Source organism: Auritidibacter sp. NML100628 (genome assembly GCF_003185985.1).
Taxonomy (GTDB): Bacteria; Actinomycetota; Actinomycetes; order Actinomycetales; family Micrococcaceae; genus Auritidibacter; species Auritidibacter ignavus.
Genome location: NZ_QHLP01000002.1, coordinates 276,921 through 289,073, shown reverse-complemented (window position 1 = coordinate 289,073; position 12,153 = coordinate 276,921). Strand labels below are relative to the sequence as shown.

Below are 12,153 nucleotides of genomic sequence, written 5' to 3'. Positions count from 1 at the left end.
AGAACCCCGGGCCGCACGTGAGGATGAATATCGATCATGACCGATCAACAACCACAGACTGATCCCACCACCGAGCGAACTCCACAGACACCACCCGCGTCGGCACCGGCTGGCGCCGACGCGGGTGTGGTGGCCGAGGACGTTCAGGCCCGCGAAGAGCACGACGAGCCCAGCGTGATACCGGTCGCCGGGGGCTCGGAATACCTCAGCGAAGGTGGTTATGACGTCGTGGTGGGTCGTGGTTTGCTCTCGCAATTACCCGAGATGTTGGGCACCCAGGTCCGCAAGGTACTAGTGGTCCACCCACGGGCCCTGCGCGCCACCGGAGATGTGGTCAAAGAAGATCTTGATCAGGCCGGGTTTAACGCCATCACCGCCGAAATCCCCGACGCCGAAGAAGGCAAGCACATCCAGGTTGCGGCCTTTTGCTGGCAGGTGCTCGGCCAAAACGACTTTACGCGCTCGGATGCGATCGTCTCCGTCGGCGGGGGAGCGGTCTCCGATGTGGCCGGATTTATCGCCGCCACCTGGTTACGTGGCGTGAACGTGGTGCACATGCCCACCACGCTGTTGGGAATGGTCGATGCCGCCGTGGGCGGTAAGACTGGCATTAACACTGCCGAGGGTAAAAACCTGGTGGGTGCCTTCCACCCCCCGGTGGGCGTCCTGGCCGACCTCGACACGTTGCTCACCCTGCCCAAGAATGAGCTCATCTCCGGTCTGGCTGAAGTGGTCAAGTGCGGGTTCATTGCCGATGAACACATTCTGGATCTGATCGAAGCCGAACCTGAACAAGCCACCAATCCGCACTCGGCGGCGCTGCGGGAACTGATTGAACGCGCCATCCGCGTGAAATCCGTGGTGGTTTCCCAGGACTTGAAGGAATCCGGAATCCGCGAGATTCTCAACTACGGCCATACCCTAGGCCACGCCATTGAGCTGGCCGAACGTTACCAGTACCGCCACGGTGCTGCGGTGTCGATCGGGATGGCATTCGCTGCCGAGCTGGCCCGCTCGGTGGGCAAACTCGATGACGCCACCGCCGAACGACACTTCAGCGTTCTTGGTGCTCTGGGGCTGCCGACCTCCTACCGCGGCGACCGCTGGGCGGCCCTGCTGGATGGCATCAAACGCGATAAGAAGAACCGTGGCGATCAGCTACGCTTCGTGCTTCTGGAAGGCCAAGGTCGGCCCATCACCTACGATGTTCCCGATGAGTCACTATTGTTCGCCGCCTATCAGGAAATCGCCGACTAAGGTACCGGAGCCGACGAACAGCACGAACAGGCCTGCGCAAAGGCGTTACACTGTTAGAGGTCATCTTTCCCAACGTTCATCAACCGAAGTGAGGTTATAACGGCGCATGGTCATGCTCACCAGTAACGATATTAAAAACGGCTCGGTGATCTCCCTGGACGGACAACTGTGGAACGTCCAAGAGTTCCAGCACGTCAAACCCGGCAAGGGTGGCGCCTTTGTGCGGACCAAGATCAAAAACCTCACCAGCGGTAAGACTATCGATAAGACCTTCAACGCCGGGGCTAAAGTTGAGTTCGCTACCGTGGATCGCTCGGACTACCAGTTTTTGTACCGCGACGGTGACGAGTTTGTCTTCATGGACAACACCACGTTCGACCAGATCATCGTCCCCGAGTCCGTGGTCGGCGATGCAGCCAACTACCTGTTGGAAAATGAGACCGTGACCATCGCGATCTCCGACGGCACCCCGCTGTACCTGGACATGCCGGCCTCGGTGGTCCTGGAAATCACCTACACCGAACCCGGGTTGCAGGGCGACCGCTCCTCGGCCGGTACCAAGCCGGCCACCCTGGAAACCGGGTACGTGGTGCAGGTTCCGCTGTTCGTGGAGCAGGGTACCAAGGTCAAGGTTGACACCCGCAACGGTGAATACCAGGGTCGCGTCACCGACTAAGACCTCTCTTGTCGAGACACCCACCCGGTGCTGCCCGGCCCACCGTCGCACGGCAGGGTGGGTGCAGTCATCTCAGATACTGTGCCGACCGTTGAATCATCAGAAGGACCAGGACAACACGTGAGAACCTCCTCGCGAGGACGGGCCAGACGACGCGCCGTCGAGATTATCTTTGAAGCCGAACAACGCCACTCCACACCCTTGGCCGCGTTGCAGGCTCGCCGGCAATACACCGACCAAATCATCAACCCCTATACCGCCGAAATCGTCGACGGGGTCATTACCGAATACGACCGCATTGATGAGATTTTGGCCACCTACACCCAAGGGTGGAGCATGGACCGGATGCCGGCCTTCGACCGGGCTACCCTGCGCGTGGGGACCTGGGAGCTACTGTTCAACGACGATGTTCCCGACGCGGTGGCCGTTTCGGAGGCCACCACCATCGCCAAAGAGTACTCCACCGATGAGTCTCCGGATTTCGTCAACGGTCTGCTGGGACGAATTCAGCAGGTCAAACCTACCCTGGTGCTCTAACACGATGCGCTCGGGCCGGTGAACGATCGTGCTAGAGTTGACCAGTGGAAACCGCCCTGAACCAACCGGTTGGGGACATCCTTTAAAGACCGTCCTGTGAGGCGGGAAAGGAGACACGGTGGGAGATTTTGTCGAACCCAAAAACCCCGCCTCCCGGCCCGCCCGGGTGGTAGCCAACGCGGCCGATATTGACCGGGCGTTAACCCGAATGGCCCATGAAATTTTGGAATCGAATCACGGTAGCGATCAGCTCGTGGTGCTCGGTATTCCCCGGCGAGGCGTTCCACTAGCCCACCGAATCTCCGAAAAAATCGCCGGAATCGACCCGGACTTCGATGCCACCGAACGCACCGGAACCCTGGATATCACGCTGTACCGGGACGATCTGCGCACCCAGGCCTCCCGGATCCCAGTCCCGACCTCGCTACCGCGTAACGGCATCGATGATGCGGTCGTGGTCTTGGTCGATGACGTACTATTTTCCGGACGCACCGTACGAGCCGGACTTGATGCCCTATCTGATATTGGTCGCCCGGCCGCTGTGCGCCTGGCCGTACTGGTCGACCGTGGCCACCGGCAACTGCCCATCCGCGCCGACCATGTCGGCAAAAACCTGCCCACCTCCACGGCAGAACGCGTCAGTGTCTGGCTGGAAGACGTCGATGGCACCGAGCACGAAGACTGCGTGATCATCTCCGATACCGTCGTGACCGCAACGGGGGTGCGCTGATCATGCGGCACCTTTTGTCGACCCAGGATCTGTGCTTCCAAGACGCCCTGCACATCCTGGATACCGCTGAAGAAATGGCCGGGGTCAAAGACCGTCAGGTGAAAAAGCTTCCCGCCTTGCGCGGACGCACCGTGGTGAACCTCTTCTTGGAAGATTCCACCCGGACAAGGATCTCCTTTGAAGCAGCCGCTAAACGGCTCAGCGCCGATGTGCTGAACTTCTCCGCACGGGGTTCTTCGGTGTCCAAAGGCGAGTCCCTGCGCGATACCGTCCAAACCTTGGAAGCCACCGGCGCTGACGCGATCGTGATGCGCCACTGGGCATCCGGTGCCGCCCACCAACTGGCCGAATCTGGCTGGTGCTCCTCCCCGGTGGTCAATGCCGGCGATGGCACCCACGAGCACCCCACCCAAGCGTTGCTCGATGCCTTTTCGATGCGCCACCGCTTCGCCTTCCGCGACGGGGCCGACCCGGCCACCGCCCCGCCGGTTGGTCAGGATTTGACCGGCCGACACGTGGTGATTGTCGGAGACATTCTGCATTCTCGAGTGGCTCGCTCCAATGTGTGGCTACTCAACACCCTCGGGGCGCGCGTGACCCTGGCCGGACCAGCTACTCTGATGCCTCTGGGGGCCGAATTTTGGCCGTGCGAGGTCACCTACGACCTCGACGAAGCCCTGGCCACCGAGCCGGATGCGGTGATGATGTTGCGGATTCAGCAGGAACGGATGCACCAGTCGTTTTTCCCCTCCACCGCCGAGTACACCCGCGGGTGGGGGCTGACGTCTGAACGGCTGAGCCGGCTGGAGGACACCGAAGCGATCATCATGCACCCGGGACCGATGAACCGCGGGCTGGAAATCTCCTCCACCGCGGCCGATTCGCCACGGAACACCGTGCTCGAACAGGTCGCCAACGGGGTCTCAATCCGTATGGCCGTGCTGTACCTGATCTTGGCTGCTGAAAACTCCGGAAAGGACGGTTGAGCCAACCATGTCATCGACCACCCTGATTCGCCGGGCCACCATGCCCAACGGGCAGGTCACCGACCTGCTGATCCGCGACGGCATCCTGGTCGCCACCGGTCAGGACCTGACCTGCGCCCACGATTCTCAGCCCGCCCCGGAGGAAACCACCACCTGTGACGCCACCGGGATGATCGTGCTCCCGGGGTTGGTGGATCTGCACACCCACTTACGCGAGCCCGGTAAAGAAGATGCTGAAACCGTCGAGACCGGCACCCGGGCGGCCGCCAAGGGCGGGTTTACCGCGGTCCATGCGATGGCTAACTCCACCCCGGTGGCCGATACCGCCGGGGTGGTCGAACAGGTCTGGGCCCTGGGTCGCGCCGCTGGTTGGTGCGACGTACACCCGGTCGGTGCCGTCACCGTGGGGTTGGCTGGCGAACAATTGGCCGAGCTGACTGCCATGCATGCCTCCCAAGCCCAGGTGAGTATGTTCTCCGATGACGGGCACTGCGTGTGGGATCCGCTGGTGATGCGCCGGGCCTTAGAATACGTGAAATCCGTCAACGGGTTCATCGCCCAGCACGCCCAAGAACCCCGACTGACCGAGGGTGCGCAGATGAACGAATCGAGCCTGTCCAGCACCCTGGGACTGGCCGGATGGCCGGCCGTGGCTGAAGAAGCCATCATCGCCCGCGACGCGTTGTTGGCCCACCACTTGGGCTCCCGGTTACACATCTGCCACGTCTCCACCGCCGGGTCGGTGGAAATCATCCGTTGGGCCAAAGCCCAAGGGATCGACATCACCGCCGAGGTCACCCCGCACCACCTGCTGCTCACCGAAGACTTGGTGGCCACCTATAATCCGGTGTTCAAAGTCAACCCGCCGCTACGCCGGGAGTCCGATGTGCTGGCGCTACGGGCCGGACTCGCCGATGGCACCATCGACACCATTGGCACCGACCACGCCCCGCACACCGCCGAAGCCAAAGAATGCGAATGGCCGGTGGCCGCGATGGGCATGACCGGGCTAGAAACGGCCCTCTCGGTGGTCCAACACGCCATGATTGACACCGGAACCTGTGACTGGAATCGGATCGCCCACGCGTTTTCAGCCGCCCCGGCCCGCATCGCCGGGGACTGCGACCAAGGCCACATCAGCCCCGAGGGCGAGCTACGCACCGGGGTGGTGGCCAACCTGGTCCTCTACGACCCTGACACCACCTTTACCGTGGACCCGGCCGAACACGTATCCAAATCCCGCAACACGCCCTACCGTGGCATGGAGCTACCTGGCAGTGTGCGCCACGTGTTTTACCGGGGCCACCAGGTGGTGGCCGATGGTCAGTTGGCGACCCCGAACCCGCACGTTCAGGCCGGCCGCCGGCAAACCCCGGCGCACCCAGTCAACTAGTGATCTTGCCAAGCCACTGATACTGTCCACCCGCTACGAGGAGAAAGAACCACAGCGTGTCACCTTTTGTCACCGTCATGGCCACCAATGCCGAGGCCGAATCAGACACCGGGGCCTACCTGGTGATCATTCTGTTGACTCTGGGCCTGATCGGACTGGTGGTGCTGGGACTGTGGTTCGGGTGGCGCGCGCGGCGACGCCGACAAGTCAATATCCCGGCTCCACTACCGGTGCCCGACCGACTGTTAGCCACCGAGCCACTAGCTCAAGCCCAGGGCATATATGTCAGCACCGTGCGTGGTGAAGACTGGCTGGATCGGGTGGCCGTGCATGGTCTGGGGATCCGGACCCGCGCCCAGTGCGAGGTCCACCCTCTGGGCGTGGTGCTGTTGCTGGAAGGCTCCCCAAACTTTGTGATTCCGTTCCGAGATATCACCCAGATCAGTACCAGTTCCGGGATGGTCGGCAAGTTCGTGGAAAAAGACGGACTGATCACCATCGGATGGAATCTGGGGCAGATCCCGGTGACCACCGGGTTCCGAACCCGCAACAGTGCAGATCAACACACGCTCCTGGAGACGATGCACCAGACCAGCCAGCAGCGCCAACCAGAGTAAAGCCCACCACCGTCGCGTCGTTTGTGTCGAGTCGTTCGCGTCGAGAAATGTGTAGCAGGAAGCGAGAAACCCAACCGTGAGCCTTACAGATATCGCACCAGCAGTGCTCGTCTTAGCAGACGGCACCACCTTCACCGGACGGTCCTACGGAGCCGTCGGGACTACCCTGGGAGAAGCCATCTTCACCACCGGCATGACCGGGTACCAAGAGGTGCTCACCGACCCCTCGTGCACCCGCCAGATTGTGGTCCATTCCTCCCCGCACATCGGCAATACCGGGGCCAACGACGAAGACTTCGAATCCGAACGCTACTGGTGCGCCGGCCTGGTGGTTCGTGAGCCCTCCCGCGTGGTATCCTCCTGGCGGGCCACCCGGTCACTGGAAGATGACCTGGTGGCCAACGACATTGTGGGCATCCAAGGCGTCGATACCCGAGCGCTGGTGCGCCGGTTGCGCACTGTCGGAGTGATGAACGCCGGCATCTTCTCCGGCGAGTCCGCCCACGCACCACTGGAACAGCTCATCAGCCAGGTCACAGACCAACCGTCGATGAAGGGCCTGAGCCTGATCGACGGGGTCACCACTGAGAAAGCCTACTCGGTGGGACCGGCCGACTACGGCTACGACAACATCGAGGAAACCTACCGGGTCGCCGTGCTGGATCTGGGCGTCAAAGCCGCCACACTGCGCCAGCTGGCCATGCGCGGAATCCGCCTCGAGGTGCTTCCGGCCAACACGAGCCTGCAGACCATTGTCGAGCTGGACCCCGACGGCGTGTTCTACTCCAACGGACCTGGCGACCCGGCCACCGCTGACGAGCAGGTCGCCACCCTGCGTAAGCTACTCACGAAGCGGATTCCGTTCTTCGGTATCTGCTTCGGCCACCAGCTTTTCGGTCGCGCGCTGGGCTTTGACACCTATAAGTTGCCGTTCGGTCACCGTGGGCCCAACCAGCCGGTGATGGAAGAAGCCACCGGCAAAACCCTGATCACCACCCAAAACCACGGGTTCGCCGTTGACGCACCCCGCGGCCAGGCTCAGCGCGCACCAGAAGCCGCCTACGGGGCGGTTAAAGTCTCCTACTACTCCCTGAACGACCAGGTCGTGGAAGGACTCACTGCCTGTGATCTGCCGGCCTTCTCGGTCCAATTCCACCCCGAAGCCGCCGCCGGACCCCACGACTCGCACCCGCTGTTCGACCACTTCACCGAACTGATGGATGCCTACCGCGCCACCCGCTAAGCGCCAAGGAGAAAGAACTCTCATGCCCAAACGCACTGATCTGCACTCAGTTCTCGTCATCGGTTCCGGTCCGATCGTGATCGGCCAGGCCGCAGAATTCGACTACTCCGGAACCCAGGCCATCCGGGTGCTGAAAGACGAAGGAATCCGGGTCATCCTGGTCAACTCCAACCCAGCGACCATCATGACTGACCCGCAATTGGCTGATGCCACCTACGTGGAACCCATCACCCCCGAAGTGGTCGCCAAAATCATCGCCGCCGAACGCCCCGACGCGGTGCTACCCACCTTGGGCGGACAGACCGCGCTGAACACCGCCATCGCGCTGGATCAAAACGGGGTGCTGGCCGAATATAACGTGGAACTGATCGGGGCCAATATTGACGCCATCGAGCTGGGCGAAAACCGTGAAGAATTCAAAGGCGTGGTGGAACGTTGCGGTGCCGAGTCCGCCCGCTCGCAGATTGTGCACTCCATGGACGAAGCCCTGGCAGCCGCCGAGCACCTGGGGTATCCCATGGTGGTGCGCCCCTCATTCACCATGGGCGGACTGGGCTCCGGGCTGGCCTATAACGAAGAAGACCTGCACCGCATTGCCGGTGCCGGCTTGCAGTACTCACCCACCAACGAGGTGCTACTGGAAGAATCCATCCTGGGCTGGAAAGAATTCGAATTCGAGATGATGCGTGACTCGGCCGATAACGTGGTCGCGGTCTGCTCGATTGAGAACTTCGACCCGGTCGGCGTACACACCGGTGACTCCATCACCGTCGCCCCCGCGCTGACCCTCACCGACCGCGAATTCCAAAAGATGCGCGATATCTCGATCGCCATCATCCGCGAGGTCGGAGTCGATACCGGTGGCTGTAACATCCAGTTTGCCGTCAACCCCACCAACGGCCGGATCGTGGTCATCGAGATGAACCCGCGGGTCTCCCGTTCCTCAGCGCTAGCCTCTAAGGCCACCGGGTACCCGATCGCTAAGATCGCCACCAAGCTCTCGCTGGGCTACACCCTGGACGAGATCCCCAACGACATCACCCAGAAGACCCCGGCAGCTTTTGAGCCGATGCTGGACTACGTTGTCGTGAAGGTCCCGCGGTTTGCCTTCGAGAAATTCCCGGCCGCCGACCCAACCCTGACCACCACGATGAAGGCCGTCGGCGAGGTGATGTCGCTGGGACGCAACTTCGCCGAAGCCCTGCAGAAGGCCCTGCGGTCTCTGGAACAGTCCGGGGCAGAACTGGACTTCACCGTGCCCGACGCGCACGAAGTTGCGGAGCTGATCGAAGCCGCCAAGACTCCCACCGTTGACCGCCTGGGCCAGGTCCAGCGCGCCCTGCTGGGTGAGGCCACCGTCGAGCAACTATATGAGGCCACCGGGATTGACCCGTGGTTCCTCGACCAGCTGGTGTTGCTCAACGAGGTGGCCGGCGAGGTCCGTCAGGCACCGGAACTGAACGAGTCCGTGTTGAGCCGGGCAAAACGCCACGGCTTCTCGGATGCCCAGATCGGCCAGCTACGCCACCTGGACCCGGCCGTGGTGCGCGGTGTCCGCCACGCACTGGGTATTCGTCCGGTGTATAAGACCGTCGACACCTGTGCCGGTGAATTCGAGGCCTACACGCCGTATCACTACTCCAGCTATGACGCCGAAACCGAAGTCGCCGACCACGAGCGTGCCTCGGTGATTATTCTGGGGTCGGGCCCGAACCGGATCGGTCAGGGTGTGGAATTCGACTACTCGTGTGTGCACGCCACCATGGCGCTAGAAGCCTCCGGGTACGACACGGTCATGGTCAACTGCAACCCGGAAACCGTCTCGACCGACTACGACATCTCCGACCGGCTCTACTTTGAGCCGCTGACCCTGGAGGACGTGTTGGAGATTATTCACGCCGAAGAAGCCTCCGGGGGAGTCGCCGGTGTGTTCGTGCAGCTGGGCGGTCAAACCCCGCTCAAGCTCGCCCAAGAACTCGCCGATGCTGGGGTGACCATTTTGGGCACGAGCCCGTATGCGATCAACCTGGCCGAAGACCGTGGCGCGTTCTCTCAGGTGCTGGATGAGGCCGGCCTGATCTCGCCGAAGAACGGCACCGCGGTGAGCTTCACCGACGCCAAGAAGGTCGCCGATGAGATCGGTTACCCGGTGCTGGTCCGGCCCTCCTACGTACTGGGTGGACGCGGGATGGAAATCGTCTACGACGAGGCCTCGCTGTCCAGCTACATCGACAACGCCACCGAGATCACCCCCGAGCACCCGATGTTGGTCGATAAATTCCTTGACGACGCCATCGAAATTGACGTCGATGCGCTCTACGACGGCACCGAGATGTATCTGGGCGGGATCATGGAACACATCGAAGAGGCCGGTATTCACTCCGGTGACTCCGCCTGTGTGCTCCCACCGCGCACCCTGGCCCGTGACGTGCTGGAGCGGGTCAAAGATGCCACCGAAGCCATCGCCGAGGGCGTGGGGGTCCGTGGGCTGATCAATATCCAGTTCGCCCTGGCGGCCGATGTGCTGTATGTGATTGAGGCCAACCCCCGGGCCTCACGGACCGTGCCGTTTGTCTCCAAAGCCACCGGCGTGCAGCTGGCCAAAGCCGCGGCATTGATCGGGGTGGGCAAGACCATCGCTGAGTTGAAAGCTCATGGTGATCTCCCCACCGCCTACGACGGCGCCTCGATGCCGATCAACGCTGCGGTGGCGGTCAAGGAAGCAGTGTTGCCCTTTACCCGGTTCCGTACTCCCGAAGGGCGCGTGGTGGATGCACTGTTGGGCCCGGAAATGCGTTCCACCGGTGAAGTGATGGGGATCGACCGATACTTCGACACCTCCTACGCCAAGGCCCAAACCGCAGCCGGAGGCCCATTGCCCACTCAGGGTCGGGTCTTCATCTCGGTGGCCAACCGCGATAAGCGCGGTGTCGTCCCGTATGCCAAGTCGCTGGTGGATATGGGCTTTACCCTGGTCTCCACCGGAGGCACCGCCGATGTGCTGGCCCGCAACGGCATCACCACCGAGGTGGTCGCCAAGATCACCGATCAGTCTGGTGATACAGACACTGCAGATGCCCGGGCCGAAACCATCTTGGACCAGATCGAAGACGGACGTGTGGATTTGATGCTCAACACTCCCTCGGGGGGCAATGCTCGCGGTGATGGCTACGAGATCCGTGCGGCTGCCACCAGTCGTGGCATCCCGATCATCACCACCCTGGAATCCTTCGGGGCGGCCCTGCAGGCGATCGATGCCCAGCGCGAATTCGCCTGGGATGTCACCAGCCTGCAGGTCCACGATGAGAACCTGCACCGGGCGATCAACGACAACTGAGCATCACCATGACAGACCCGTCCCAGACCACCCACACCACCCATCCGACAGGTGGCCAGCCGTTCGGACAACGATTGGCCGCCACGATGGCCGAGCGCGGTCAGCTGTGTCTTGGCATCGACCCGCACCCAGAACTGATGCAGGATTGGGGGCTACCGGTCGATGTCAACGGAGTAGAGCATTTCAGTCGAACGGTGATCGAGGTCGCCCACGACTACACCAATGACCCACACCAAACAGGTGGGGTGGCCGTGCTGAAACCCCAGGTAGCCTTCTACGAACGCTACGGTTCAGCCGGCTTCGCGGTGCTGGAAACGGTGTTGGCCGAAGCCCGCGAAGCGGGGATCCTCACCATCGCTGATGCCAAACGCGGAGATATCGGTTCCACCATGGCCGGTTACGCTACCGGATGGCTCGCCGACGGCTCCGCTTTGGCAGCCGATGCACTCACCCTCAGCCCGTATCTCGGCTACGAGTCACTCCGACCCGCTATTGAACTGGCCCGGCGCCATCACCGTGGCGTGTTCGTCTTGGGGCTGACTTCCAATCCCGAGGGAGCACAAGTTCAGCACCGGGGAGGGCCCGAAAACTCTGTCGCCCGGATAATTATTGATAGGGTAAGTCGTGACAACAAAAGTGAGATACGACATACTGGGACGCCGGTCATGGGATCCGTTGGACTCGTTATTGGCGCCACAGTGGCCTCTCGGACTCGAGAGCTGGGGATTGACCTGTCGGATACCCAGGCACCGTTGCTCGCACCGGGTTTCGGCGCACAGGGAGCCGGGGTGGACGATGTGGTCACGGGTTTCGGTCGAGCCTGGCCCCAGGTGCTCGTGAATTCCTCTCGAGGGATTCTCCGGGCCGGTCCCCAGCGATCGGGCATCCAGGAGGCAATTGAGAACACGCTGTGTTCTTTAGCTAGGGTGCACATCGCCTAGGGTTTCACTCTGCTCTGTGGCGAGTTTCTGGACAGCGGGAACATTTGCCCCCGCCGAAGGATTGCACTGCCGATAAAACCACAGAGAGAGTGAGAGAAATGGTCTTGGAACAACTTAGTCCTGCTGAACGACAGGCCGCCCGAGAAAAAGCGCTGGAAGCTCGCACCGCCCGAGCAGAGCTGAAAGCTGCATTCGCCAATGGAGCGATCACGTTGGAAGATGTGTTCTCCATCGCCGATCTCGATGACGCCATTGGTCGGATGCGGTGCATCGACCTGCTCACGGCGTTGCGCAGTGTTGGAGAAGTGCGCGCTACCAGTGTGATGGAAGCCTGCGTGATTTCACCCAAGCGCCGGTTGCGTGGTCTTGGTCGTCGCCAGCGGGAAAAACTGATTGCTTGGCACAACACGCGTCTTGCCGTAGAGTAAAACTTTCT

Annotated in this window: 11 protein-coding genes; all 11 read left to right on the top strand. The window is 61.8% G+C overall.

All coding sequences use genetic code 11. The annotated features are described in order from the left end of the window. Positions 1-36: 36 nt before the first annotated feature. The 11 genes from aroB (at position 37) to mihF (ending at position 12,145) form a co-directional block, all read left to right on the top strand. Positions 37-1,257 carry a 3-dehydroquinate synthase gene (aroB, locus tag DCC24_RS03070; protein WP_110098423.1) on the top strand — a complete coding sequence of 407 codons (1,221 nt, stop codon included), beginning with the start codon at positions 37-39 and terminating at the stop codon, positions 1,255-1,257. A gap of 112 nt (positions 1,258-1,369) precedes the next feature. Continuing rightward, a complete protein-coding gene (gene efp, locus DCC24_RS03065; RefSeq protein WP_110098522.1) occupies positions 1,370-1,933 on the top strand; it encodes an elongation factor P in 564 nt (187 codons plus the stop codon). A 120-nt stretch (positions 1,934-2,053) separates the two neighbouring features. After that, positions 2,054-2,470 (top strand): transcription antitermination factor NusB, encoded by a 417-nt coding sequence (gene nusB, locus DCC24_RS03060; RefSeq protein WP_110098422.1) that lies wholly within the window; start codon positions 2,054-2,056, stop codon positions 2,468-2,470. A gap of 118 nt (positions 2,471-2,588) precedes the next feature. Continuing rightward, complete coding sequence (gene pyrR / locus DCC24_RS03055) at positions 2,589-3,200, top strand: bifunctional pyr operon transcriptional regulator/uracil phosphoribosyltransferase PyrR (protein WP_110098421.1); 612 nt, start codon at positions 2,589-2,591, stop codon at positions 3,198-3,200. 2 nt (positions 3,201-3,202) lie between these two features. Continuing rightward, on the top strand, positions 3,203-4,186 hold the full coding sequence (locus tag DCC24_RS03050) for an aspartate carbamoyltransferase catalytic subunit (RefSeq protein ID WP_110098420.1): 984 nt from the start codon (positions 3,203-3,205) through the stop codon (positions 4,184-4,186). Positions 4,187-4,193: 7 nt separating this feature from the next. Further along, positions 4,194-5,579 carry a dihydroorotase gene (locus DCC24_RS03045; protein ID WP_110098419.1) on the top strand — a complete coding sequence of 462 codons (1,386 nt, stop codon included), beginning with the start codon at positions 4,194-4,196 and terminating at the stop codon, positions 5,577-5,579. 56 nt (positions 5,580-5,635) lie between these two features. Beyond that, positions 5,636-6,196, top strand: a complete 561-nt coding sequence (locus DCC24_RS03040) for a hypothetical protein (protein ID WP_233487861.1) — start codon at positions 5,636-5,638, stop codon at positions 6,194-6,196. 76 nt (positions 6,197-6,272) lie between these two features. After that, the gene (gene carA / locus DCC24_RS03035) at positions 6,273-7,439 is read left to right on the top strand and encodes a glutamine-hydrolyzing carbamoyl-phosphate synthase small subunit (RefSeq protein ID WP_110098418.1); all 1,167 of its coding nucleotides are present in this window, start codon (positions 6,273-6,275) and stop codon (positions 7,437-7,439) included. Between the two features lie 22 nt (positions 7,440-7,461). After that, positions 7,462-10,776 (top strand): carbamoyl-phosphate synthase large subunit, encoded by a 3,315-nt coding sequence (gene carB / locus DCC24_RS03030; protein ID WP_110098417.1) that lies wholly within the window; start codon positions 7,462-7,464, stop codon positions 10,774-10,776. Between the two features lie 8 nt (positions 10,777-10,784). After that, positions 10,785-11,717: an orotidine-5'-phosphate decarboxylase gene (pyrF, locus tag DCC24_RS03025; RefSeq protein ID WP_110098416.1), complete on the top strand. Its 933-nt coding sequence runs from the start codon at positions 10,785-10,787 to the stop codon at positions 11,715-11,717. Between the two features lie 98 nt (positions 11,718-11,815). Next, entirely contained in the window at positions 11,816-12,145 is a 330-nt protein-coding gene (mihF, locus tag DCC24_RS03020; protein WP_110098415.1) for an integration host factor, actinobacterial type, read from the top strand. Positions 12,146-12,153 lie beyond the last annotated feature (8 nt).